A 24464-nucleotide genomic window follows, 5' to 3' on the forward strand; every position below is an offset into this window, starting at 1 on the left:
GGCCCAGAACTTTCGGCATCTACTTCTGACGTTAGGGATGTCACCTGAACTGTCCTGAAGTATCGTATTTCAGAGGTGAAAGTTTGCAGCTACATAATAGACAAATTTCAGAAAAAATTTCTCACGATAATATTGATGACGAAAACCGCGTTGATTTTATCGATTTTGATGCCTTGCTTGGTGCTGCTCGGCGCCAATGGTTAGTGGTGGTGGTTTGTGTCGGCTGTGCTGCTCTTGTCGGATTTGCAGTCGCCACGACTTCTGTTCCTCTTTACACTGCGACGGCTAAGGTTCTGATGGACCGCGATGCCAATCAGGTGGTTCAACAACTTTCTGTTATTGGCGGTGCGCTTGATGATGAAGCGAGTGTATTAAGTCAGGTAGAGCTGTTGCAATCTGAGACAATCGGTTTGGCTGTTGTCGATAAACTCGATCTTTCCAACGATCCCGAGTTTATGGCTGGACAGTCCTCGCTGCTGGGAAGCGTGGTAAGTTTTGTAAGATCTGTCGTTAACGTCTCCCAATGGTTCTCGAGTACCGAAGAGGATAGTATCGCTGCTGAGGCGAAACGGCGAGTGGCGCTTGGTCGAGTTTTAAAAGACATAGATGTATCGAGAGTGGGACGAACGTATGTCTTGCAGGTGAGTTACACGTCTCCATCACCAGAACTTGCTGCGCGCGTGACAAACGCCATTGCTTCGGAATATCTGCTGGATAAGCTGAACTCCAAATACGACGCAACCCGCCGAGCTAGCGTCTGGCTGCAGGACAGAATCGACGAACTTCGCCAAAAGGCAATGGAAACAGACCTTGCTGTTCAGAAGTTTAAATCGGCCAACGGCCTCGTAACTGCCGGCAATTCCCTCGTTTCAGACCAACAACTATCTGAGCTGAATAGCGCGTTGATTGTTGCTCAGTCTGACTCGGCAAAGGCTGCTGCAAAGCTTGATGGCATCCAAAAAGTGATTAGCGCAGGTCAGTCAGACGCAATTGTCACCGACGCACTTGATAGCTCCATCGTCAATGAAATGCGTAAGAAGTATCTTGCGGCCTCCAAGCTGGAGTCAGAAATCTCCACACGCCTGGGAACTCAGCACATTCAGGCAATTCGTCTCAGGAAAGAGATGGAAGAATACAGACGCCTGATGTTCGAGGAGCTGGGCCGTATTGCGGAAAGCTATAAGAGTGATCTCGCGATTGCAAAAGCGCGAGAAATGTCTCTTCAGAATAGCGTAACTTTGGCAACCGGTGTTAGCGCCGTTGCCAACGAAACACAGGTTCAACTGCGTGAGTTGGAGCGTGAGGCTGAGACGTATAAGAATCTCTACCAAACATTCTTGCAGCGTTATCAGGAAGCTGTGCAGCAACAGTCATTCCCAGTTACGGACGCACGTGTAATTTCTAGCGCAACTGCCCCAGACTCACCAAGTCAACCACGTAAGTTACTTATGCTTGCTGCTTTTTGTTTTGTTGGTGCTGCCTTCGGTGCAGGTGTTGGCGCATTCAGGGAATTCAGGGATCGGTTCTTCCGTACGGGAGAGCAGGTTCGTGATATCCTTGGCCTTGAATTCCTTGGCATCGCTCCGTTGATGAATGATGGTCTGCGGGTTGTTGATAACGCAACGGAAAGCAATCCTCGCAGTATTCGCAAGGCGACTGAAGTCACCAATTACGTGATTGACCATCCGCTATCATCGTTCGCTGAGACGCTTCGCAGCGCGAAGATTGCAGCTGACCTTGGAATTTCTGAGAAGGAATGCAAGGTCATAGGTATTGTTTCGACGTTGCCGGGTGAGGGCAAGTCCACGGTTTCAGTCAATTTCGCGGAGTTGCTGGCGAGCCAGGGATCCCGTGTTATCCTGATTGATGCCGACTTGCGCAATCCAGGTGCGACGCGCGCCATTGGTCGCCACGCGCAGGAAGGTCTTCTTGAAACCCTGCTTGAAGGGAAGAGCCCGAAAGATTGTTTCCTTTATAATGCCCGCACAGGCATGGCTTTCTTGCCAGCAGTGGTCAAGCATCGCGTTCCGCATTCCTCTGAGTTGCTCTCATCTGTTGCGATGAGGAAGCTGTTGAGCACGCTTTCTTCCAGTGCAGACTACATCATCATTGATCTACCGCCTCTTGGGCCGGTTGTGGATGCGCGCGCCATGGCAAGCCGTATCGATGGGTTTGTATATGTTGCAGAGTGGGGCAAAACGGCACGGCGTGTCGTGCGCCAGACACTCGAGACTGAGCCTTTGATCCGCCAGAAGTGCCTTGGTGTCATCCTGAACAAGGTTGATCAGGAAAAGATGAACCTTTACCGCTCCTACGGCTCGACCGAATATTATTATTCGCGCTACTCAGAATATTACCAGGAAAAGACCTGATTATGAGAGCGACGATTTTTGCTGCCGCCATTGTTATGGCGGCATCTTTATTGGTGCTGAGCTATGCATTTAAGGAGACTTGGTACAGTTCCAGGTTTGCGAATGTTTTGTCAATCGCGCAGGATGTGGATACCTATGGCAGCGTTCCCAACGAAACGCTATTCGCTTCGATGGACAGTCTTTCAGACATTGTCGATGACAATGTATGCCGCTCTGACATCGTCAAGGCCGGTATGTCGCTCGTTTTGAAGGATCTGGACTACCGCTACCAATTGCAGGAAATTGCGAGCAGATCCAACGGATTGATTTTTGCCGAACGATATCTCCGTCATGCTCTGAAGTGTTTGCCTGTTGATGGCAATGTCTGGTTACGTTTCGCAATGGTTCGCTATGCCAGAACGTCAAATTTGGACGAATTGGCGCACTCGATATCGCTGTCCCAACAACTCGCTCCAGCCGAGGAGAATATTATTCTCGGCCGGTTTGCACTGTGGAATTCGGCTCCCGCGCAGTTACAACAAAAAGCCGCCGCGGCCTACAATGCTGACAAAAATGCTGTTTGCGGTAGTCGATGGAACTTGGTCCGGAAGCAGTTACCGGATTTGTGCCCCAAAACCTCGTAGTTTGACACTAGGGTATAAACCGAAACCCGTGATTATCTCGCTGAGTTTTTAGACACGTGAACGGGATTTTCGAGCCGCGTTGTATTTTGATAATTCCGGCTGTCGCTGCGCGTCACCAAGTGTAGAGAGCTAAGTCTCGCTACTCTGCAGGCGGTCGCAAAAAAATAATCTCCAAAAGTAGCAGATACACTCAAAGGCTGTAACGCCTTGGCGTGAAAGGCATGTCAGCGTATGCTTTCACACAAACAGAATGCTGTGTTTTCTGCCGAAGCGCTTTTTTAAATTCGCTTAGGTTTTCTTTAACCATATTGGTGTTTTCTGTGGCCAACGAAACGGCCAGTTAACTATATTTATTAATAAGTTAGTAAGCATGATGCTGACGGCTGTTCACCGGTGTGTACCCGGAATGTCCCCTCCCTAAAATCAGCCAATTCAAGGGGCAACTTCCAATGACTAGCATTCTGACAAACATCGCAGCCATGTCTGCGCTGGAAACTCTCCGCAACATCAATTCCAACATGGAAACAACCCAGGGCCGCGTTTCGTCCGGCCTGCGTGTTGGTGAAGCATCCGACAACGCCGCTTACTGGTCGATCGCGACCACCATGCGTTCTGACAACATGGCTTTGGACGCCGTTTCCGACGCACTCGGTCTGGGCGCCGCCAAGGTTGACACCGCTTACACTGCGATGGAATCCGCCATCGACGTTGTTAAGGAAATTAAGAAGAAGCTCGTTACCGCGCAGGAAAACTCTGTCGACAGCAAGAAGGTGCAGGAAGAAATTGACCAGCTGCAGGACCAGCTGAAGTCGATTTCGGAAGCTGCTTCCTTCAGCGGCGAAAACTGGGTCATCGGCTCCGGCACGCAGTCTGTTGTTTCCGGCTTCGTCCGTGACAGCAACAACAATGTTACCGTCAAGCACACCGAATATGTTTTGAATAACGCTGGTACGGATGCGAACGTTCTGTTCGGCGTCAACACAGCTGGCAGCCTGGTAACAACAGCAGGTATTCTCGGTCAGGTTACGACCGTTGGCAGCGTTGGCTTCTCGGTTATCGAACTGGATGTTACCAACACAGCAACTGACTACCTGAAGAACGCTCTGGATATCGTTGAAACCGCTCTGAAGCAGATGACAAGCGCTGCTGCTGACCTCGGTTCGATCTCCATGCGTATCGACCTGCAGGAAGAATTCGTTGCCAAGCTCAACGAGTCCATCGAAAGCGGTATCGGTCGTCTGGTTGACGCTGACATGAACGAAGAATCTACCCGCCTGAAGGCTCTGCAGACACAGCAGCAGCTCGGCATCCAGTCGCTGTCGATTGCAAACAGCAACTCGGAAAACATTCTGTCGCTCTTCCGTTAATACACGGAGCAACGCTCACAAAAAGAAAGCCGCGCCAAAAGCGCGGCTTTTTTTTATTGGTTCGTTGGAGGAGTGATTGTCGATTTCAAAATTATTCTAATAAAACAATATATTGTCAGGCGAGCGCGTGGTTTTTCGACTTCAACTGCTCAAGCAATTTTTTACGATTTTATTAACTTTAGTAAACGACCGTTTAACCTTTGTTAACCATTTCTTCCTTAAATGACCTCATCGAAACGATGGGTTAACCAAGACGAAGAAATGGTTAACGGGCATCAAGCCGCTCCATTGTTCCCGGTGAAATCCGGAATGTCCCTGTTTATCAGCCAATTTAGGGGCAACGAAAATGACAAGCATTCTGACAAACACCGCAGCAATGGCAGCACTCCAGACTCTGCGTGGTATCAACACGAACCTTGAAGGTGCGCAGGAGCGTGTCGCATCCGGTTTGCGTGTTGGCGAAGCCGCAGACAATGCCGCTTACTGGTCGATCGCGACCACCATGCGTTCCGACAACATGGCTCTTGATGCCGTATCCGACGCAATTGGTCTTGGCGCCGCCAAGGTTGACGTCGCCTACGCTGCAATGGAAAGCGCCATCGACGTCGTTAAGGAAATCAAGAAGAAGGTCGTTGCTGCAACCGAAAACGCAGTCGACAAATCGAAGATCCAGGAAGAAATTCGCCAGTTGCAAGAGCAGCTTCGCTCGATTGCACAAGGTGCATCCTTCAGTGGCGAAAACTGGGTAGCTGGCAATGCTGGAACGCAGTCTGTCGTAACTGGCTTTATCCGTGACTCCTCGGGCAATGTGTCGGTTAAAACAACCAGCTATTACCTCGACCCGACATCTTCCCAGGGTAACGTTCTGTTCGGCACCAACACTGCAGGTGCAATCGTGACCACGACCGGTCTGGTTGGACTGGTATCGACCATCGGCACCATCGGTTACTCTCTCGATACACTGAACGTTGAAAGCACCACTGGCGACTACCTGACGGGCGCTTTGACCCACGTTGAAAGCGTGCTGAAGTCGATGACCAGTGCCGCGGCCGCCCTTGGTTCGATCTCTATGCGTATCGACCTGCAGGAAGAGTTTGTAAACCGCCTCAAGGAATCCATCGACAGCGGTATCGGGCGCCTGGTCGATGCGGACATGAACGAAGAATCCACGCGTCTCAAGGCCCTGCAGACACAGCAGCAGCTGGGTATTCAGGCTCTGTCTATCGCCAACTCCACCGCAGAGAACATCCTGCAACTGTTCCGTCAGTAAGCGGCGTCCCGGCTGGGGACGACTTCGTCCCGCTCTGGCAAAACAGTTACAGGCAAACGAAACCGCGCTTCGCAAGGAGCGCGGTTTTCGCATCTTCAGCGGCGATTAAACTAACGACCACCGGACCAAGAGGCACCAGAACCGGCGTGTGTGATATGGAAAGAGCCGCTTAAGTCAGGTGAAATCGTCTGAAAATGCCATGTAGCTTGCGTGAAACCTGCCATGCGCGCAGGAAGTGCAATTTAGCATGTGGCTAGTGCTTGCATAACGGCACAGATGTTTGTTACCTGTTCGTTAATGATTTGTTAACGAACGACAGGCCGATTGGCGAGTTTACGCCGCGGTGAGCATGATGCCCTCTGGTCGTTTCCGGTTTGCAACCGGATTTCCCACGCATATCGACCGAGGCCATATTTATGACCAGTATTATGACGAATGCCGCCGCTATGGCAGCACTGCAAACCCTGCGTATGATCGATAGAAATCTGGAAACAACGCAGGGCCGTGTATCGTCTGGATACCGCGTTGAAACCGCAGCCGACAACGCCGCCTACTGGTCAATCTCCACCACAATGCGCTCAGATAACAGCGCCTTGTCGGCTGTGCAGGATGCGCTCGGCTTGGGTGCAGCAAAGGTTGATACCGCCTATGAGGCGCTTGAGAGCGCCATTGAAGTGGTCAAGGAAATCAAGAAGAAGCTGGTGGCTGCTTATAGCGTTGGCGCCGACCGCGTAAAAATTCAGGAAGAAATGCAGCAGTTGCAGGAGCAATTGAAGAGCATTTCCGAATCCGCGTCCTTCTCCGGTGAAAACTGGCTGCAGGAGCGCATTGGCAATAGCGGCACTCTGCCGGCCGAAGAGCCGATTGTCAAAAAAATCGTTGCGTCCTTCATCCGTACATCATCAGGTGGCGTTGAAGTTACGACGGTTGATTACAGCCTCGATTCAAAGACCGTGCTGTTCGATTTGAGCGGCGGTAAGTTCGGTATTCTGGACAAGGAAGCGATCTTTGTTGGCCCGAACGAGGCGCAGGTCAATGTGAAGGTCACCGCAGGCACCACAACGACAACAACCGGTTACGTTGTCGAGAAGCTGAACGACACACAGATCGCAGCACTCAATGCCGCAACACCGGATACCAATACTGATCCGAATATCTACAGCGATGGTACGGACACCTATTATCAGGTAGCGACCAACAGCTGGGTCAAGATGGCCGGTACGCCGTCTACCGGTGCCGGTACTGAAGTGGCCTATACCGATGGCTCCGGCACTGACTGGTACTACGATATTGGCGCGACACCGGTTCTGGCGACGGACCGCTCGCTCTCGTTCTCCGTAACGACCCTTAACATCAACGAGCTCAACTCGGTTGCTGGCGTCATGAACGGTATGGTCACAGGCGGAAGCTATACCGATGCGGAAGCATTGGATGTGATGGTTCAGTTCGTGAACACCCAGCTAGAAGCCATGACCAGTGCGGCATCCAGCCTCGGTTCGCTGCAAAGCCGCATCAGCATGCAGGACGACTTCGTGTCGGCACTAATGGACGTGATCGATAAGGGTATCGGTCGTCTGGTTGACGCAGACATGAACGAAGAATCCACCCGCTTGAAAGCCCTTCAAACCCAGCAGCAGCTTGGTATCCAGTCGTTGTCGATTGCGAACTCCAACGCTGAAAATATCCTGATGCTCTTCAAGTAAGTATTTGCTGGCGTTGGGTGATTTTTAAGGGCGAGGAGGGGGCTCCTTCATCCTCGCACAAGTTTGAAGTTCTAGCGTTTCGAGTGAGTATCCTCGGCTTTTTCTGGCAGAGGGTGGAATTGACGATCTTCGAACATGGTGACGGGAATGATTTCACAACCGCATAGAAAACATGGCTTCTGGAGGCAGCACGGTGCCGCCACTCTCATGGCCATGGGCGGAGGAAGACGATGAGCGCGTCCATTGCCCGTTATCTGAAAGACTTTGGCGAAAGCCAGCCTGTCCTGCATGCGATGGATGAGACCGTAGCATTGCCGTCCTCATTTCCAGATTTTGATATGGGCGAGGACGACAGTTTTGCCATGCCCGCACCTGTCGATGTCGATGAAGAAAAGCGCATCTCCTATGCCGAAGGCCACGAAGCGGCGACTGCGGCATTGACCGAGCAATTCGAGGCTGAAAAACGCGCCATGCTTGAAAGCCATGCGGCGGAAATTGCCGAGTTTCAGGCGCGTTATCATACCGAGATGGCCGGTTTCATCACAAGCCGTCTGCAGGAAAATCACGACCTGGTGGTCAGTAACCTCGATGAACAGATTTCGGCTGTGCTGGCACCGGTCCTGAGTGATGCCCTAGCGCAGAAGGCTGTGGCCGGGTTGGCAGACATTATTCGCCCATCATTGACCGATGGAGAGGCCGTGACTTTGACCGTGAAAGGGCCAAAGCCACTTTACGACCGTTTAATTGAACTCCTTGGCGGCAATGAAAAGGCGTTTCGTTTTGTTGAAAATGCGGATGTTGATCTATCCGTTGAGATGGACAACAGCGTGCTGGTGACCCGCATGTCTGCGTGGGCGTCTAGCGTCCGGAAGGTGCTGAAATGAGTGAAAGCGAAAATCACCACCACGGCAAAAACGAGGTCATTATTGTCAAGCGCAAGGGTGGAGATCACGACGGCGCGCATGGTGGTGCATGGAAGATCGCTTACGCTGACTTCATGACCGCGATGATGGCGTTCTTCCTTGTTATGTGGCTGGTTAACGCCGCAAACGAAGAAACCAAGGCATCCGTTGCAAGTTACTTCAACCCGATCCAACTCTCTGATGAAAAGCCGACGACCAAGGGCCTGGAAAAGCCTGTCGATGAGAAGGATGGGTTGGAGAAGAACGAACGCTCCAAGGTTAAGGCGGAGAATGCGACAGTCGGGTCTGCGGCCGCAACCGGCGAAGATCAGACATCGCAAACCGGTGAAGAGGCCAATTACTCGGAAGCCGACTTCTTCCAAAACCCCTATTCGGTTCTTGCTGAAATCGCGCAGGAAGTTGGTCAGCAGGCCAATGTCAGCGCGAAAGGTGAGGGCGGTGCTGCCGATTCCGGCCCGGCAACGGGTGCCAGCGGCGGTGAGGCATATCGCGATCCGTTCGACCCTGATTTCTGGACACAGCAGGTGCGCATAACCCGCGCCGATCAACGTTCCGAAACCCAGCCGCAGGACACACAGGCCGCGCAGCAGGAAACTCAGGCGACCGAGAACCCGCAGGTGGCGGCTGCATCGCAGCAGAACCAGCAGCAAAACGAAGCTCCGCAGTCCAACGACATCATTGCTGACGTCGCCAAACTCAACGAGCAGAAACAGAATGACCACGAGCAGCAGGAAATTGCCGCGGTTATCCCGCAGCAGAAACCTGCTTTTGATCCAAATGAGATCAAGCCAACGCCGGATCCGGAAGAGGCTCAGCACAAGCCAACCCCTCTCGAGGAAAAGGAAGCCAAGGAGCTTCGTGACGAGATCGAGGCGCAGATCAGCGGTGTCAGCGGAAAGCTTGCAGAAGGCTTGATCGTGACGCCAGCCGAAGGTGGTATGCTCGTGACGATTTCCGATCAGAGCCAGGCGCCGATGTTCAATGTCGGCTCTGCGGTCCCGCGCCGTGAAATGGTTCTGGCGATGGAAAAGATCGGTCAGCTGTTGCAGGACAAGGGTGGTAGCGTTGTCATTCGCGGCCATACCGATGGTCGCCAGTTCAAGGGCAGTTCAAACGACAACTGGCGTCTGTCCATGGACCGTGCCCACAGCGCCTATTACATGCTGGTGCGTGGCGGTCTTGAGGAAAACCGCGTGAAGCAGGTATCCGGTTTTGCGGATCGTAGACTGCAGATTCCGTCAGATCCTCTGGCTGATTCCAACCGACGTATCGAAATTCTTCTGGAAGCGGATCGGGGATGATGCGGATGCGGCTTCCAAAACGCTGGGTATCTCTATTGGCTGCGGTCAGCACCTTTGTCGGTGCTGCCGAAAGCTTTGCCCAGTCGCCTGACAATCTGATGCCCTATTCGATGCTGCGGTCACTGCAGTTCGTGCAGGATTCCGTTGTACTTGGTGACCATTCGGCGGCCGAAATGCAGCGCTTTATGCTGACGACCATCGATGAACGTCTAAGAGATGCACCGCCGTCAATCTTTGCTGACCCGCGCAATGTGGACGCCGCACTGATCTATGCGATGAGTGGTGGTAATCCAGCGACGCTGGAATTGCTGGTGGCCAAGGACGTCGACGGCAATTTCGACACGCGCGTTGCAGATGCGCTGCGAAAATATCTCAGCGGCCGAGGTACCCTGATTGCCAAGGGTCTGGGCGCCATGGTGCCGGAATATCGCAAGACCCGCATCGGACCCTATCTGGCTTTGATCAGCGGTAACGTGACATTGGCGCAGGATCCGGTAGCCGCGTTGAAATTCTATGATATCGCCCGGCTTGAAGCGCCCGGTACGATTGTTGAAGAAGCGGCGTTGCGCCGCTCGCTGGCCATTGCCGTTGAGGACGGAGATGCAACACAGGGCTTCAAATACGCCCAGCGTTATGCACGTCGTTTTCTGCATTCGCCCTATGCTAGCCAGTTCGCTGATTTGATCGTGGCCCTTTCTGTGCGTCGCTATGAGCACATTGAAGAGGCGACGATTACCGATACGGTCGCACTGATGGATGCAGACCGTCAGCGCGAGACATATTTGCGTATGGCACGCATGGCGACAGTCGCAGGCAAGGAAAAACTGGCCCGTATGGCGGCAACGAGAGCCAAGGACCTTTCAACGGGTCTACCTGTTGTCGATGGGGCACCGGCAAATCTTTACGAAAGTCTCGCAAACATCGGTACTCCGGATATCGTCAGCGCGATCAAAACCATCACCAGCATCCCGGACGAACATCTATCTGACCGCGACAAGATCTTGCGGGACGCTGCAAAGGCCATTGCTGAAGAAGTCGTGCGCCCACCTGTGGCGAGTGCCGCGTCCTTGCAGCCCGGTACGACGGGCTGGGAAGGAGAGGCGACCTTGCCGGTCGCGGCAGCGCCTGGCAGCGAACCTCAGGCGGAGGGCAGTGGTGTTTGGCGCAATCCGACGCCTGTCATGGAAGACCTTAGTCCTGAATACAAGAGCACCGTCTCAAGCGGACGGTCAAAGCTGGATGAAATAGACGCACTGCTTAACAAAGAAGGCTCCTTGCAATGATCGATACGAGCGCATTTACACTGACGCCACCAGTATCTGACGCAAAACCTGCGAGCGCGGGCATTAGCAAGGGCGACTCTCGGCCGAGCGGGTTTGACGACGCGATGTCGGGTGCACGGAACGACCGTTCCGGGCCGCACGCGTACGACCGTCAGGCGAATGACCGTGGATCTGATGATGCCGCATCGGAAGACGATGCGAACTCGGCAAATGGCCGGCTGCAGGAAGATCAGGTCAGTGCACATGGCCAGAAGAACAAGTTGAATGGCTCGGCAGAAAATCTCCGTGCCCATCTGTCTGCCTATGACAAGATGACCAAAACAGCCGATGACACATCGACTGCCAAGCCGGGCAAGGCCGACCAGGTCAAGAAACGCCTTAAGGACATGGATGAAGGCGACGCGCTCAAGGGTGCGACTGTCGCCGACGCTGATCTTGCTGCCGACGACACGAAAGTACCGACAGTTCTTTCTGTCCTTGATCCGGGCGATGCAGCCGTGCACGAGCTGGCAAAAGCCATTGGCAAGGAAAATCCCGGCGTAACCTCACGCAGCGATGAGAAATCGACAACGAAGTCGAAGGCATCCAATGCTATCGACATGCTGTCTTCGGCCAAGACTGACAGTGACGCTGAAGATGTTGATGTGAATGCCGACCCACTGACAGTTCGCTTTTCTTCCTCGCGCGCCAGTTCCGGCCGTGACATGGACATGTCGATCCGGTCGGGCAGCGATGGCATCGAGTTCAAGGTCAGTGATGCAAAGGCTGGAGCGATGGAGAACGTCACGGTTCTCGATTCACGCCGGTTCATCGGCCTTTCCATGTCGACAAATGCGTCCGCATTGACCAGCCTGATCGCTGGTGACCCTGAATGGGTCAGCGCCATGCAGCCCGGCTCCGAGCTGTCGAATGCAGCCGCACAGAGCAGCACAGGTAGGGTCGTCCATACGCTGAAGCTGCAAATGACGCCGATCGACCTCGGCACGGTGACCATGTCACTGCGCATGGTTGGCGACGAATTGAACGTTCATGTGACCGTTCAGAACACTGCCGCCTATAGAAAATTGAGTGACGACAGCAAAAGCATCGTCGATGCGCTGCGTGCTCAGGGCCTTCAGGTCGATCAAATCACGCTAAATATTTCTTCGACAGAAAAAAGTGATCAGTCGAGTTCGCAAAATAATGGACAGCAAGGTCAGCAAAACAATCAGCAGGCTTTGAGTGGTCGCAACCAGGACGAGTCAGGCAGCCAGCGCGGGCAGTTCGCGGGACAGGGCAACGAAGGGGAACTTGATGTCATTACTGAAGGGAATTCTGGTCTCGCTTCCGGTAATCACAGTTCTGGCCTTTACCTCTGACGCATTAGCGGTTGGCGTGCAGGGTGCTTGTGAAAATGAGATCCGTTCTGCGGCTGCCAAATACGGCGTGCCCGAGGGGATCTTGTATTCCGTTGGCTTGACCGAAACCGGCCGCAAGGGGCGCCTTGATCCCAACGCGATGAATATCGAAGGAAAATCAGTGTTTTCCGCGTCGCGCAATGAGGCAATGGCGGCATTTGAAGAGGCAAAACGTAACGGCGCAAAACTGATTGACCTTGGCTGCATGCAGATCAACCAGTACTTCCATGGAGAAAATTTCAGTTCTCCGCAGGAAATGTTTGACCCGAAGCGCAACGTGGAATATGCGGCGATGTTCCTTAAAAATCTGCACGACAGGCATGAAACCTGGACGATGGCAGTTGCCAGATATCACGCAGGACCAAACAACGATCCGGCACAGAAGAAATATGTGTGCCGCGTGATATCGAATCTGGTCGCGACCGGGTACGGAAAATGGACCACGAACGCAAAGAATTTTTGCGACCAATAACAACTATAAATTGAGTTGCCCTATATGTGGCTGGAATCTGGAATTGTGGCGATCGTTTGCCGCAAATATGGTCCGGCAAGAGGGATTCTTATTGAATCGTACCTTTCTCCACATTAAAATAGTGTCGATTAGTTAAAATGCCTACTAAATGTAGATCAAATCGGCACTCAAAAGTTAATCAATTATTAATTTCTATAGTTAACATTCCACAGTTGTCGCTGATTCCCCCGATTCGTACCAATGCCAACATTGGCAACACCACACTGATTCGGAGGCGGACGAATGATCGTAGTGGTTGATGAGCGCGAGCTCGTTAAGAACGGATACACATCTTTATTTGGGCGTGAGGGCATTCCCTCGACGGGTTTCGACCCGCGCGAGTTTGGCGAATGGGTCACGACGGCTGCAGACACAGATCTGGCAGCTGTTGAGGCATTCCTCATCGGCCAAGGTAACGCGTACGCGAATTTGCCACGGGCAATTCGCGACAGAACCATGGCGCCGGTTATCGCGGTAAGCGATCAGCCTTCGCTGGAGGCTACTCTCGCATTGTTCGACAGCGGAGTCGACGATGTCGTGCGTAAGCCGGTTCACCCACGCGAGATCCTGGCACGTGCAGCGGCTATTCGCCGTCGCCTGAAGGTCATCAACAATTTTACGGACATCGGCCCGATCCGCGTTTTCTCGGATGGTCGTGATCCTGAAATCAACAGCGAAGTCTTCCCGTTGCCACGCCGTGAGCGTCGCATTCTGGAATATTTGGTCGCCAACCGTGGCCGTCGCGTTTCCAAGACACAGATTTTCAATGCCATCTACGGCATTTTTGATGATGACGTCGAAGAAAACGTCGTCGAAAGCCACATCAGCAAGCTGCGCAAAAAGCTCCGTAAGAAGCTTGGTTACGACCCTGTCGATTCCAAGCGCTTCCTCGGCTATTGCATTGATTGGCAATGATTTTTTGAACCTTTGCCGCATTTCATCGGAATGCGGCAAATGAGACAGCTTCACGCAAGGCCCATCTCTTAAGTTGCTATTCAACGACCACCACGAGGGTTCTTTTAATGAGTATTTTTGGAACGATGAAGACCGGCGTTTCCGGTATGAATGCGCAGGCTAATCGCTTGGCTACAGTCGGTGACAACATCGCCAACTCCAGCACAATTGGTTACAAGCGCGCTTCGACCGCGTTCTCGTCCATGGTTCTTCCGTCCTCGGGTGGAAACTACAATTCCGGTGGCGTCAGCTCCAACATTCGCTACAGCATTTCTGAATCTGGCGGTTATTCCTACACCACATCGGCGACTGATATGGCGATTGAAGGCAGCGGATTTTTCATCGTTGCAGATTCCCGTGATCCAGATGCGGCCCAGTTCCTTACCCGTGCAGGCAACTTCGCTCGTGAAACAGTGGAAGAGCCTGCAGGTTCGGGCGTCTACAAGACCTTCCTCAAGAATGCCGCTGGTTACTACCTGTTCACGCCTTCCCAGGCGACGGCTTCCAGCAACCGTTTCTCCGGTAGCGTTGTTGAAATGCCAGGCAATGACATCCAGTCGACACCGACAACGGCCGGCACGATGAAGTTCAACCTTAATAATCAGACTAAAATTGCCCCCGCGTCACCAGCCCTTCCCACGGCTGAGAATATTTGGAAAACTTCCATGACCGGTTTCGGCTACCAGGGTGTCGAGATCGTTTACGATTTCACGTTCACGCGAACTGCGGCAAACGAATGGTCATTGAGCGTCACAGACAAGCGGGACCCCTCCACAGTTCTGGTGGGGCCGGAGACGCTTACTTTTGACCCAGTAACTGGCGCATTGGATGCAGCCACAGGTAACCTGATAATTCCTGGTGTCGCCGGCCAGAATGACGACATCGAGGTCAGCCTTGCAGGTTCTACCACACAGAACACCGGCAGCACCATCATGAGCGGTGGCTTGAACGGTAACGGCGCTTCGGCGGTGAAAGATGTCATCATCGAAACCGATGGCAGCATCTACATTCAGTACCAGAACGGCTCCAAGGTGTTGACGGAAAGCAGGCTGATGCTTGCGACCGTTACCAGCCCGGATAACCTTAATCCGGTTAACGGCAATGCGTACAGCGCCAGCAACACGTCTGGCATTCTGATCGCCAACGATCCCGGCACAAAGGGCGTTGGTAACCTGATGACCAAGACGCTGGAAACCTCGAACGTCGATATCGCCAATGAATTGACCGAGATGATTGAATCGCAGCGCATCTACAGTGCTAACTCCAAGGTTTTCCAGACAGGTTCCGAATTGTTGGATGTCCTGGTCAACCTGAAGAGATAATAGATCTCACGAGGACAGATGAATGTCACTTTCGTCAGCAATGATTACTGCACAGTCAATTTTTAATAATACCGGCAAGCAAACTGATGTTGTCTCAAGCAACATCGCCAATGTTGGTAATAAAAATTACGTTAAAAGAACTGCAATTCTGAGCGCAACAGCTTACGGCGCATCGGTTGTTACGACGGCCCGCGTTCAGAACGACAGTCTTCTGCGGCAGACACTTGCTTCGTCCTCACTTTTTTCCGGTCAGAATGTCCTTCTGACCGGCCTCGAAGAAGTAAAGAGTATCTTTGGCGGAAATGACTACGAAAGCTCTCCGAGTGCATATCTCGGAGCGCTCCAGAAAAGCCTCGATACTTACGCTGGCAAACCCGGTGACTCTGCGCTCGCAGCAACCGTTGTCAACGCAGCAACCGACCTTGCGACCTCTCTGAACACCGCTTCCAATGAACTGCAGGCTATTCGTACCCGTGCAGACAAGGAAATGGCACTTCAGGTCGACAGCCTCAATCAGTTGCTTGCCCGTTTTGAAGTCGCTAACAATGCGGTGAAGTCGGCAACAGCATCTGGTGCTGATCCGAACGACGCCCTTGATATCCGCGACAGCCTCCTGAAAGACATTTCAAGCATTGTCGGCGTGTCCGTTGTGACGCGCGGTGACAATGACATGGCTCTTTACACCAGCGATCAGGGTATCACTCTGTTCGAAACCATTCCGCGCCAGGTCAGCTTCACACCGAAGATCGGCTACACCGCATCGATGGACGGCAATTCGCTGTATATTGACGGCGTTGCAGTCAAAGCCGGTGAAGGTAGCAACACTACGGCATCCGGCAGCCTTTCCGGTCTGTTGCAGTTGCGTGACGACGTCGTTCCGACGATGCAGAACCAGCTGGACGAAATTGCTCGCGGTCTGATCACTCTTTTTGCTGAAAAGCAGGCAGACAGCACCGGTACCGATCCGGATCTGCCAGGTCTGTTCACCTATAACGATCCTGCTACAGCCACCGTCCCGGCCGCTGGTACCATCACCAGAGGTCTTGCGGCTGCCATTAAAGTGCACCCGGATCTGATTATTTCCCAGGGTGGCAACCCGGAACTTCTTCGTGATGGAGGTATCAATGGTGCAGCTTACGTCAAGAATGATCTGTCGAATGGCGGTGGCACGGGCTACTCCGCGCTTATCCGCAGCTATGTAACGGCACTCGACACATCGATCGATTTCGATCCGACGACCCGTATCGACACGGACACGAGCCTTCTAAAATACGCTTCCAACTCAATGGGTTGGCTGGAGCAGATGCGTCAGGGCGCGACCAACGCCAACGATGTGAAGACTGCAGCTTATGAGCGCGCAGAAGAGGTTTATTCAAACACGACCGGCGTCAGCCTGGACGAGGAACTGTCTCTGCTGCTCGATATCGAACAATCCTACAAGGCTGCCACGAAGCTGGTCTCGACGATTGATGAAATGTTGCAATCTCTGATGAGCATGGTGAAGTAACATGAAGACATCTTTCATATCCTCACTGGCAATGCAGAATAGCATGCGTAGCACGATCCTGAAGGCTCAGCTTGAGATGACGGATCTGACCACGGAACTGACAACAGGCAAGCACGCTGATCTCGGCGTGGCTCTGGGTGCCAACACGGCACGCAGCCTGGACCTTAACCGTGATGTGCAGCGCCTGACTTCGATCATCGGCGTAAACTCGATTGCCACCCAACGTCTGGAAGCATCGCAGCTGGCACTGAAGAACATGTCGGAAGCGGCAAATGAAATTCAGAAGGTGCTTGTCCCGAACACCAGCGCGGAAGAACCGACGCTGAGCACTGTTCGCAACACGATCACCAATGCATTCAACAACTTCATTGGCTTTGCCAATACGTCCGTCAACGGCGAGTTCCTGTTCTCCGGCATCAACACCGATGTGAAGCCGGTCGATGATTACTTCGCTGACGATTCCAAGTTGAAGCAGGCCTATGACGACGAGTTGAACTACTACATGACGAACGTGGTATCGCCTGCAGTTGGCGATGCCTCGCAGTTGACCAAGGAACAGGTCGCGACGTTCATGTCCGACATGGAAAAGAAGTTCAACGGCGAAACCAAGGTCACCAACCCGCCGCACTCCACGTTGACGGCTGGTACGGACTACGATTTCTGGACCGCCTTTGGCTCGGATTCCAGCGATGTAAACATGACAAGCCGTATCAGCCAGACGGAAGTCGTCGAAACATCGACAAACGCCAATTCCAAGGGCATGCGTTACTTCGCCTTCACGGCAATGACCACCATGACCTTCCTTCAGGACAATATCGCTCCTGAAATCCGCGAACAGGTTTCCATGGACGCGGTCAATAACATCAAGTCCGCAATTGACGGACTGAACCAGCAGGCCAGTAAACTCGGTCTTTCTGAAGAGCGTGTTTCCAAGGCAAACGACGCTTTGTCAGCACAGAAAAAGATCATCGAAACGCACCTCATTGATCTCGAGGGCATCGATACATACGAGGCAAAGACACGCCTTGATCTGCTGAAGTCTCAAATAGAAATTGCCTACAGCTTGACGGCACGGCTGCAACAAATGAGCCTTGTAAACTACCTTTGATGATTAAAGGTAGCCGTAGATAAAGGATACAATGAATGTACCAGTTTTCCTATGCGGAGATAATGGAGGACGACGTCACCGACGCGAAGGATCGCGAGCGGCAGGCCTTGTCCAAATCTTTGGAATTACTGGACGCCGCGCAAAAAGACTCCGGGCAATACCGTCTGACGGTCGAAGCGCTCTATTACACTCGACGGGTTTGGGTGAGGTTCATAGAAGATCTCAAACACCCGGAGAACCAGTTGCCGAACGAACTTCGTGCCAATCTGATCTCCATCGCAATCTGGATTTTGAAGGAATGCGAGCGGATCAGAAAGAGGGAATCGAGCAACTTCCAAGGCATAATTGACGTAACAACCATCATCAGGGATGGACTTAAATGAAAAGTACTCTGCGCATTTCGCTCAAATCCGGCGAGAAAATCTTTATTAACGGGGCGGTGTTGCGTGTTGACCGCAAGGTTGCACTCGAATTCCTGAATGATGTTACCTTCCTTCTCGAGAACCATGTTCTCCAGCCAGAGCAGGCGACAACTCCACTGCGTCAGCTCTACTTCATCGCTCAGATGATGCTCATCAATCCAGAAGGTCGTGAACAGTCCACGACCATGTTCCGCAAGTCGGTGACGATGCTGCTGTCATGCTTCCAGAACGATGAAATTCTGGCCGAACTGAAGCGTATTGATGCGCTGGTTGCAACGGGCAAGGCGTTTGATGCCCTCAAGGCCATTCGCTCCATGTATGCGACTGAAGAGCAGATCTTGAGCAACCAGGAAATGACGCCAGCGACTATCGAACATATTCGCAAGGAGATTGCACCATGGCGGTAGATATTGTCGGCTCCACAGCTGCATCAAACCCTTGGGCAAATGCAGGTTCCGACACCTCGGCAAGCGACAAGGCGTCGCTGAATTATGACAGTTTCCTGAAGCTCCTCATTGCACAGATGAAGAACCAGGATCCGACAGAACCGATGGATGCCAGCCAGCAGATGTCTCAGCTGGCAAGCTTCTCGCAGGTCGAGCAGTCGATCAAGACGAATACGCACCTCAAGAGCATGCTGCAGGCTGAAGCCCTGACGCGCTCGACAGATCTTATCGGCAAACATATCACCAGCGCCGATGACAAGACCTCGGGTATCGTCAAGGAAGTCGAAATCTATTCCGACGGCATTATCGCCATCACGGAAGAGGGCAAGGGCATCCTGCTGCAGGTTGGCGTCAAATTCGGTGAGAAAAGTGGGACTTCCACATCGGACACCACAGATTCCACTTCGGATTCGAGCAGCGAATCTGATACTTAAGGTCAACAATTGTTGTTCTGAGGTTTTGCAATGAACGAGGCGGATGCGCTTGATATCATGCGGGCAGCCGTTTGGACCATTCTGGTCGCATCCGGTCCTTGCGTCATTGCGGGCATGGTGGTGGGGGTAACGATTGCCTTCATTCAGGCCCTTACCCAGGTCCAGGAAATGACCCTGACCTTCGTTCCTAAAATCGTTGCCATCATGGTGACGATTGGAATTGCGGCGCCTTTTATTGGCGCCCAGATTTCTCTTTTTACAAATCTCGTATTTTCTCGGGTGCAAACCGGGTTCTGAATTTTGTTGCAGCAATGCGCGGTTACCATTTTCGCGCAAGCTTCGGTCGCTAGTGATGGTGTGAAACCATGCGGCGGCCCTTATCGGTCGCCCCTTCTCATGAAGAGACAGGACGTTATCGATGGCGCAACCACCTGCAATATCAATACCGAAGGTCACTCCCAGCACGCGTGATGTTGGATTTGCCCTTGGTATCGTTGCAATTCTTTGCATTCTCTTTTTGCCAATCCCGGTTATTCTGGTGGATATGGGGCTGGCGTTTTCCATTGCGCTGTCCGTTCTGATCCTGATGGTATCCCTGTGGATCCAACGCCCTCTCGACTTCTCGTCGTTTCCGACAATCTTGCTGATTGCGACCATGGTGCGCTTGGCACTGAACGTGGCCACGACGCGTGTTATTCTCTCGCATGGTCACCAGGGACATGACGCCGCTGGTAGCGTGATTGCAGGCTTTTCCAGCCTCATCATGTCCGGCGACTTCGTTATCGGTCTGATCGTCTTCCTTATCCTGATCACGGTGAACTTCATCGTTATCACCAAGGGTGCGACGCGTATCGCGGAAGTGGGCGCGCGCTTTACCCTCGACGCGATCCCGGGCAAGCAGATGTCGATCGACGCCGACCTTTCTGCTGGCATTATCGATGAGAAGGAAGCTCAGCTTCGCCGCAAAGAGCTGGAAGCTGAAAGCTCGTTCTTCGGCTCCATGGACGGTGCGTCCAAATTCGTGCGTGGTGACGCCGTCGCCGGCCTCATCATCACCGCCATCAATATCTTCGGCGGCATCATCATCGGTTATTTCCGTCACGGCATGGAAATCGGCGAAGCTGCTGACGTTTTCGTAAAGCTGTCGGTTGGCGATGGTATCGTTACCCAGATCCCGGCTCTTATCGTTTCTCTGGCCGCTGGCCTTCTGGTGTCGCGTGGCGGCATGTCCGGTACCACCGATAAAACAGTTGTCGATCAGCTGAGCGCCTACCCGCGTGCGCTGTTCGTTGCGTCCCTTCTGATGGGACTGCTTGCTGTTATGCCTGGCCTGCCTTTCCTGCCTTTTATGGCGCTCTGTGGCGTCATGGCCTTCGGTGCCTGGTACATTCCAAAGCAGGTCGAGGCGATGAACCTCGTGCGTCGCGAAGAGGAAGAAAAGAAGGTTATCCAGAGTAAGGAAGCCGAGAAGGACTCCGTCAAGCTGGTGCTTAAAACCGCAGAAATCGAACTTGCCCTTGGCAAGCAGGTTTCGACACGCTTGCTGGGTGCCCATCAGGAGCTGGCGTTCCGCGTTGGCAAGATGCGCAAGAAATTCGCCAGCCAGTATGGTTTTGTGGTGCCCGAGATCAAGGTGTCCGACGACATCATGATCCCCGAAAAATCGTACCAAATTCGTATTCATGGAACGACGATTGCCTCCAGCTCACTGCGTGTCGGCGACGTTCTTGTCGTGACCGGTTCCGGCCGCAAGCCAACCATTCCAGGCGACGACATTCGCGAACCGGCTTTTGGCATGCCGGCTGTCTCTATCCTCGAAGCGTTTGCTGACGACCTGCGTCGCGAAGGTTTCCACCCGATTGATAACGTCTCGGTGGTTCTGACCCACCTGAGCGAAGTCATTCGCAACAACCTGCCGCAGCTTCTCTCCTATAAGGACGTGAAGGTGCTGATCGATCGTCTTGATCCGGAATACAAGAAGCTAGCAGATGAAATCTGCTCGTCGCACATGTCCTATTCCGGCCTTCAGGCTGTTCTCAAGCTGCTGTTGGCCGAGCGTGTGTCCATTCGTAACTTGCACCTCATTCTCGAAGCCGTTGCAGAACTTGCACCGCATGTTCGCAAGACGGAACAGATCGTTGAGCATGTTCGTATCCGCATTGCCCAGCAGCTGTGTGGTGACCTTGCCGACAACGGGGTCCTGCGTGTTCTGCGCCTCGGCAACAAATGGGACATGATTTTCCATCAGGCGCTGAAGCGTGATGGAAAGGGCGAAATTGTCGAATTCGACATCGATCCGCGCCATCTGGAAGAGTTCAGTGAGCAGGCATCGAAAGTTATCCGTGAATTCATGGACAGGGGCCTACCTTTTGTTCTTGTCACGTCGCCTGAAACACGGTCCTATGTGCGCATGATTATCGAGCGACTCTTCGCCACCTTGCCTGTGCTGTCGCATGTTGAACTGGCCAAGGGGCTTGAGATCAAGATTCTAGGCGCTATTTCATGATAACCGACCCGCAAGGGACAATATTGGCATTGTTCCTTGCATTTTGCCGCATCGGTGGCTGTTTCATGACCATGCCGGGCTTCTCAAGTGCCCGTCTTAACATGACCATCAGACTGCTTCTGTCCGCTGCGGTATCCATGGCTTTGACGCCGATTCTGTGGGATTCGGTCTATCCCAAAGTAGCGGGCGCGACACCCGGCGCCATCGTTGCGCTGATCTTTTCAGAAACCATTATCGGCGCCGTCTACGGCATGATTGCAAGGCTATATGTTCTCGGCCTGCAATTTACCGGCGCTATCGTTGGTAACGCCATCGGCTTCAACGCGCCCGGCGGTGCGGACGTTCTGGAAGATAGCCAGGAAAGTCAGTTGACCAACATGATCGTCTTTGGTGGCCTGCTGATGCTGTTCATCTTCGACTTTCATCATGTGGTTCTGAAAGCGGTTATCGATTCCTACAGCTCGACGCCCGTCGGTTTTGTGCTGGATTCGCAAAAAACACTGATCACCATGACCGATACCTTACGCGCGACCACCAATGTCATGTTGCGTCTGGCAAGCCCGTTTTTGATCTATGGCCTGATGTTCAACGTCGCGGTCGGTTTGATTAACAAGCTGGCGCCGCAGGTCCCGGTCTACTTCATTTCCACCCCCTATTTGCTGATGGGTGGTCTGTTCATGCTTTACCTTTCCATCGCAGCGCTGATTCGACAGTTCGCGGATGGGTTCGGACCGATATTCTTCGGTTATTGAGTGACGTGTTCGGCAAGTTGTCTTCGTAAAGGCCCGCCGTGAAGGAGAAGCGCCATGGCGCAGGATAAACGCTCCCGCAAGCTCAAGCGGCTTGTCACAGTTCAACGCCATATGGAAAAAATGGCGGAAGTGACGCTTGCCGATACCACCCGCCAGCGTGCGGAAGTCGCAGATTCCATGGATAGTATTCTCGGTGCTTTAAGCTCCATGGACCCGGTGCATCATCAGTTCTCAAAAATGTATTCGGAACGTTTCGGACGTCTCACCGTCAAGGACCGGCAGTTGGCCGGCGCGCAGCAATTGCAGGAAATGGCTGTTCTCAAAGAGAAAACCAAAGGCGATCGCCTGCAGGACAAAATGTACGAAGCGCGTGATGATGAAGATCGCGAAACCGATGACAATGCAATTTATGATCTATTGGAAATCATGAATGCGACACCAGCACCAGCCTCCAGCAAGGTTCGCGATACATAGTCGTCGCCACATCATACATCGCCCTTTAGTGGTGGTGAATATTCGTGATTGATGAAATGCAGATGTGGTGGGTCAAAACCTGCTGCATTCCTTTCAGGAGGTAATTGCGTGGCGATATCGATTGTTAGCGACCTTGTCATGGACGTTGTCCGTGCAGCCGATCCAACGGACGTGCAGGTTGCTCAGGATAAGCTCAAGGCAAACAAGGCGGCGTTTGCAGCGTCCAGCCTTGCCGATGCAGGTAAGGGATTTGATGCCGCTGTCGGCGTTTTGAACGATGCCGCATCCAAAGCCGGGTTGGGAGACACCAATCTGCGCGCTGAGCGTAAAGAAATTCCGGAAACCTTCCGTCAGTTTGAAGCATCCGTGCTGCGGACCTTCATTGGCTCCATGCTCCCGCAGGAGAGCGAGGAAGTCTATGGCAAGGGTAACGCTGGCGAAATCTGGAAAGGTATGCTGGCCGAGCAGTTGGCCAACAGTATGACTGAGAACGGTGGCATCGGTATTGCTGAGCAGGTCTACAAGGACACGCTGCGCAAGGCTGAAAGCCAGGGCTTCGAAAGCGTCTCCTCCGTCGAAGACAAGGATAACAATGCGGCCCTGCGTATGGTTGCAGAGTTCGAACGCAAGATTCTCGGTGTATCCAGTGACATGAACGACGAGGCTAGAAATGTATAATCATAACGGAACAGAAGTCATGGAAGCAGTGTCGAACGATCATCGTATTCAGTCGGTTCTCGGACGTCTGGAAACGATCATTGATAATGAAAACGAAAAAATTGGCAAAGACCCGAAATTCGATCTGAAGGTCTCCAACGCCCACAAAAGCCGTTGCCTTTATGAACTGACCATGCTGTTCCGTGATACACCGCATGAAGAAATTGCCGCCGGTTACATCAACCAGGTTCGTGGCATCAAGGAAAAGCTGGCAACGAATGCCCGCCGCGTCGAGGCACATCTCAATGCAGTGCGTGCGGTTGCCGACCTGCTGAAAAATGCCATACGCGAAGCTGACACCGACGGCACTTACTCGCAGGAACAATTTCTTTACGGCGCTACCTGATGTTAAAACTTCTCCTTACCGGCGTATGGGTTTGCGCAATCACGCTCGGCGCAGTGTATTTTTCCGTGCAGATGGCAATGCCACCGGCGCCGGTCAGCGAGGAGGAGGCCCGCAAGGCGTCGCTGGCTTTGGTCAAGGGAGAGCAGATTACAGTCCCGGTTATTAGTGAAGGGGCTGTAAATGGTTATTTCCTCACGCTGATCTCGTTGAATGTCGACAAGACAAAGGTCAACCTGATCGAAGGACCAAAAACAGAACTGATGACCGACGAGTTGATCACGCTTTTGGCTGGTTCCAACATGATCAACATTGCCAATGTTTCGACCTTTGATGCGGATGAGTTCAAGAAACGCATTCGCGAAGGACTGAACAAGAAGCTCGGTGATGACGTCGTGCAGGAAGTACTGATCGAAAAACTCGATTATCTTTCCAAAGCAGACATTCGTGCCCAGCAGGGTGGTGGTGAACCGCACTCTGTGAAGATTGTTGAAGGTGAAAAGGTCGAAGCGGCTCCGGCAGCCGAAGCAGCACCCTCACATTGAGTCAGGAAAGTTCGTCCAGACACCAATCAAAGGGCCGCTCTTGCGGCCCTTGTTGTTCCTGCATTTTTGAAATGATTAATATTCTCTTAAAAAAATGCTTCATATTCGAAAACGCTATTTGAAAGTAAATTCAATTCTGTCAAATAATATGCCTGAACAGCAAAGTTGCTGTTTAAGAGGAACT

24 protein-coding genes are annotated in these 24464 nt (G+C 52.7%); all 24 read left to right on the forward strand.

Features of this window, described 5'->3' with window-relative positions:
* Nucleotides 1–104 precede the first annotated feature (104 nt).
* Nucleotides 105–2372: a polysaccharide biosynthesis tyrosine autokinase gene (locus ACZ5FM_RS01560; protein ID WP_464040408.1), complete on the forward strand. Its 2268-nt coding sequence runs from the start codon at nt 105–107 to the stop codon at nt 2370–2372.
* Between the two features lie 2 nt (nt 2373–2374).
* Entirely contained in the window at nt 2375–2995 is a 621-nt protein-coding gene (locus ACZ5FM_RS01565; RefSeq protein WP_464039510.1) for a hypothetical protein, read from the forward strand.
* 449 nt (nt 2996–3444) lie between these two features.
* Nucleotides 3445–4362, forward strand: coding sequence for a flagellin N-terminal helical domain-containing protein (locus tag ACZ5FM_RS01570; RefSeq protein WP_192487006.1), 918 nt, complete (start codon nt 3445–3447; stop codon nt 4360–4362).
* A gap of 346 nt (nt 4363–4708) precedes the next feature.
* Complete coding sequence (locus ACZ5FM_RS01575) at nt 4709–5632, forward strand: flagellin N-terminal helical domain-containing protein (protein WP_464039511.1); 924 nt, start codon at nt 4709–4711, stop codon at nt 5630–5632.
* Nucleotides 5633–6048: 416 nt separating this feature from the next.
* Complete coding sequence (locus ACZ5FM_RS01580) at nt 6049–7335, forward strand: flagellin N-terminal helical domain-containing protein (RefSeq protein ID WP_250983577.1); 1287 nt, start codon at nt 6049–6051, stop codon at nt 7333–7335.
* A 230-nt stretch (nt 7336–7565) separates the two neighbouring features.
* Entirely contained in the window at nt 7566–8219 is a 654-nt protein-coding gene (locus ACZ5FM_RS01585; protein WP_464039512.1) for a hypothetical protein, read from the forward strand.
* Nucleotides 8216–9559, forward strand: a complete 1344-nt coding sequence (locus ACZ5FM_RS01590) for a MotB family protein (protein WP_275640551.1) — start codon at nt 8216–8218, stop codon at nt 9557–9559. The genes ACZ5FM_RS01585 and ACZ5FM_RS01590 overlap by 4 nt, the downstream gene beginning before the upstream one ends.
* The gene (gene motC / locus ACZ5FM_RS01595; RefSeq protein ID WP_464039513.1) at nt 9556–10842 is read left to right on the forward strand and encodes a chemotaxis protein MotC; all 1287 of its coding nucleotides are present in this window, start codon (nt 9556–9558) and stop codon (nt 10840–10842) included. Before ACZ5FM_RS01590 ends, motC begins: the two co-directional genes overlap by 4 nt.
* Nucleotides 10839–12200 (forward strand): flagellar hook-length control protein FliK, encoded by a 1362-nt coding sequence (locus ACZ5FM_RS01600; protein ID WP_464039514.1) that lies wholly within the window; start codon nt 10839–10841, stop codon nt 12198–12200. The genes motC and ACZ5FM_RS01600 overlap by 4 nt, the downstream gene beginning before the upstream one ends.
* Nucleotides 12136–12711 (forward strand): lytic transglycosylase domain-containing protein, encoded by a 576-nt coding sequence (locus tag ACZ5FM_RS01605; protein ID WP_250983582.1) that lies wholly within the window; start codon nt 12136–12138, stop codon nt 12709–12711. The genes ACZ5FM_RS01600 and ACZ5FM_RS01605 overlap by 65 nt, the downstream gene beginning before the upstream one ends.
* Nucleotides 12712–12993: 282 nt before the next feature.
* Complete coding sequence (rem, locus tag ACZ5FM_RS01610; RefSeq protein WP_192487013.1) at nt 12994–13665, forward strand: transcriptional activator Rem; 672 nt, start codon at nt 12994–12996, stop codon at nt 13663–13665.
* Between the two features lie 107 nt (nt 13666–13772).
* Entirely contained in the window at nt 13773–15026 is a 1254-nt protein-coding gene (locus ACZ5FM_RS01615) for a flagellar hook protein FlgE (RefSeq protein ID WP_464039515.1), read from the forward strand.
* A 22-nt stretch (nt 15027–15048) separates the two neighbouring features.
* Nucleotides 15049–16533 carry a flagellar hook-associated protein FlgK gene (flgK, locus tag ACZ5FM_RS01620; RefSeq protein WP_464039516.1) on the forward strand — a complete coding sequence of 495 codons (1485 nt, stop codon included), beginning with the start codon at nt 15049–15051 and terminating at the stop codon, nt 16531–16533.
* A gap of 1 nt (nt 16534) precedes the next feature.
* The gene (locus ACZ5FM_RS01625; protein ID WP_259147471.1) at nt 16535–17641 is read left to right on the forward strand and encodes a flagellar hook-associated family protein; all 1107 of its coding nucleotides are present in this window, start codon (nt 16535–16537) and stop codon (nt 17639–17641) included.
* 35 nt (nt 17642–17676) lie between these two features.
* The gene (gene flaF / locus ACZ5FM_RS01630) at nt 17677–18024 is read left to right on the forward strand and encodes a flagellar biosynthesis regulator FlaF (protein ID WP_192487017.1); all 348 of its coding nucleotides are present in this window, start codon (nt 17677–17679) and stop codon (nt 18022–18024) included.
* Complete coding sequence (flbT, locus tag ACZ5FM_RS01635; protein ID WP_192487018.1) at nt 18021–18470, forward strand: flagellar biosynthesis repressor FlbT; 450 nt, start codon at nt 18021–18023, stop codon at nt 18468–18470. The genes flaF and flbT overlap by 4 nt, the downstream gene beginning before the upstream one ends.
* Nucleotides 18461–18943: a flagellar hook assembly protein FlgD gene (flgD, locus tag ACZ5FM_RS01640; RefSeq protein ID WP_192487019.1), complete on the forward strand. Its 483-nt coding sequence runs from the start codon at nt 18461–18463 to the stop codon at nt 18941–18943. Before flbT ends, flgD begins: the two co-directional genes overlap by 10 nt.
* A 30-nt stretch (nt 18944–18973) precedes the next feature.
* A complete protein-coding gene (gene fliQ / locus ACZ5FM_RS01645) occupies nt 18974–19240 on the forward strand; it encodes a flagellar biosynthesis protein FliQ (RefSeq protein WP_192487020.1) in 267 nt (88 codons plus the stop codon).
* Nucleotides 19241–19361: 121 nt separating this feature from the next.
* A complete protein-coding gene (gene flhA, locus ACZ5FM_RS01650; protein ID WP_192487021.1) occupies nt 19362–21449 on the forward strand; it encodes a flagellar biosynthesis protein FlhA in 2088 nt (695 codons plus the stop codon).
* A complete protein-coding gene (locus ACZ5FM_RS01655; protein WP_259147463.1) occupies nt 21446–22201 on the forward strand; it encodes a flagellar biosynthetic protein FliR in 756 nt (251 codons plus the stop codon). The genes flhA and ACZ5FM_RS01655 overlap by 4 nt, the downstream gene beginning before the upstream one ends.
* Before the next feature lie 54 nt (nt 22202–22255).
* A complete protein-coding gene (locus ACZ5FM_RS01660; RefSeq protein WP_250983587.1) occupies nt 22256–22675 on the forward strand; it encodes a hypothetical protein in 420 nt (139 codons plus the stop codon).
* A gap of 108 nt (nt 22676–22783) precedes the next feature.
* Complete coding sequence (locus ACZ5FM_RS01665) at nt 22784–23353, forward strand: rod-binding protein (RefSeq protein ID WP_192487024.1); 570 nt, start codon at nt 22784–22786, stop codon at nt 23351–23353.
* A 19-nt stretch (nt 23354–23372) separates the two neighbouring features.
* Nucleotides 23373–23738, forward strand: coding sequence for a hypothetical protein (locus ACZ5FM_RS01670; protein ID WP_192487838.1), 366 nt, complete (start codon nt 23373–23375; stop codon nt 23736–23738).
* Nucleotides 23738–24280 carry a hypothetical protein gene (locus tag ACZ5FM_RS01675; protein ID WP_259147460.1) on the forward strand — a complete coding sequence of 181 codons (543 nt, stop codon included), beginning with the start codon at nt 23738–23740 and terminating at the stop codon, nt 24278–24280. The genes ACZ5FM_RS01670 and ACZ5FM_RS01675 overlap by 1 nt, the downstream gene beginning before the upstream one ends.
* Nucleotides 24281–24464: the final 184 nt, after the last annotated feature.

Source organism: Agrobacterium sp. 5Ca50, assembly GCF_055381905.1.

What these genes read in the sequence shown, in the direction of transcription:
- fliQ (WP_192487020.1), top strand. Translation starts at nt 18,974, where the DNA reads ATGAACGAGGCGGATGCGCTTGATATCATGCGGGCAGCCGTTTGGACC.
- flgD (WP_192487019.1), top strand. Translation starts at nt 18,461, where the DNA reads ATGGCGGTAGATATTGTCGGCTCCACAGCTGCATCAAACCCTTGGGCA.
- flhA (WP_192487021.1), top strand. Translation starts at nt 19,362, where the DNA reads ATGGCGCAACCACCTGCAATATCAATACCGAAGGTCACTCCCAGCACG.
- motC (WP_464039513.1), top strand. Translation starts at nt 9,556, where the DNA reads ATGATGCGGATGCGGCTTCCAAAACGCTGGGTATCTCTATTGGCTGCG.
- ACZ5FM_RS01575 (WP_464039511.1), top strand. Translation starts at nt 4,709, where the DNA reads ATGACAAGCATTCTGACAAACACCGCAGCAATGGCAGCACTCCAGACT.
- ACZ5FM_RS01675 (WP_259147460.1), top strand. Translation starts at nt 23,738, where the DNA reads ATGTTAAAACTTCTCCTTACCGGCGTATGGGTTTGCGCAATCACGCTC.
- ACZ5FM_RS01615 (WP_464039515.1), top strand. Translation starts at nt 13,773, where the DNA reads ATGAGTATTTTTGGAACGATGAAGACCGGCGTTTCCGGTATGAATGCG.
- ACZ5FM_RS01570 (WP_192487006.1), top strand. Translation starts at nt 3,445, where the DNA reads ATGACTAGCATTCTGACAAACATCGCAGCCATGTCTGCGCTGGAAACT.
- flbT (WP_192487018.1), top strand. Translation starts at nt 18,021, where the DNA reads ATGAAAAGTACTCTGCGCATTTCGCTCAAATCCGGCGAGAAAATCTTT.
- ACZ5FM_RS01565 (WP_464039510.1), top strand. Translation starts at nt 2,375, where the DNA reads ATGAGAGCGACGATTTTTGCTGCCGCCATTGTTATGGCGGCATCTTTA.
- ACZ5FM_RS01580 (WP_250983577.1), top strand. Translation starts at nt 6,049, where the DNA reads ATGACCAGTATTATGACGAATGCCGCCGCTATGGCAGCACTGCAAACC.
- ACZ5FM_RS01590 (WP_275640551.1), top strand. Translation starts at nt 8,216, where the DNA reads ATGAGTGAAAGCGAAAATCACCACCACGGCAAAAACGAGGTCATTATT.
- rem (WP_192487013.1), top strand. Translation starts at nt 12,994, where the DNA reads ATGATCGTAGTGGTTGATGAGCGCGAGCTCGTTAAGAACGGATACACA.
- ACZ5FM_RS01655 (WP_259147463.1), top strand. Translation starts at nt 21,446, where the DNA reads ATGATAACCGACCCGCAAGGGACAATATTGGCATTGTTCCTTGCATTT.
- flgK (WP_464039516.1), top strand. Translation starts at nt 15,049, where the DNA reads ATGTCACTTTCGTCAGCAATGATTACTGCACAGTCAATTTTTAATAAT.
- ACZ5FM_RS01660 (WP_250983587.1), top strand. Translation starts at nt 22,256, where the DNA reads ATGGCGCAGGATAAACGCTCCCGCAAGCTCAAGCGGCTTGTCACAGTT.
- ACZ5FM_RS01670 (WP_192487838.1), top strand. Translation starts at nt 23,373, where the DNA reads ATGGAAGCAGTGTCGAACGATCATCGTATTCAGTCGGTTCTCGGACGT.
- ACZ5FM_RS01605 (WP_250983582.1), top strand. Translation starts at nt 12,136, where the DNA reads ATGTCATTACTGAAGGGAATTCTGGTCTCGCTTCCGGTAATCACAGTT.
- ACZ5FM_RS01585 (WP_464039512.1), top strand. Translation starts at nt 7,566, where the DNA reads ATGAGCGCGTCCATTGCCCGTTATCTGAAAGACTTTGGCGAAAGCCAG.
- flaF (WP_192487017.1), top strand. Translation starts at nt 17,677, where the DNA reads ATGTACCAGTTTTCCTATGCGGAGATAATGGAGGACGACGTCACCGAC.
- ACZ5FM_RS01600 (WP_464039514.1), top strand. Translation starts at nt 10,839, where the DNA reads ATGATCGATACGAGCGCATTTACACTGACGCCACCAGTATCTGACGCA.
- ACZ5FM_RS01625 (WP_259147471.1), top strand. Translation starts at nt 16,535, where the DNA reads ATGAAGACATCTTTCATATCCTCACTGGCAATGCAGAATAGCATGCGT.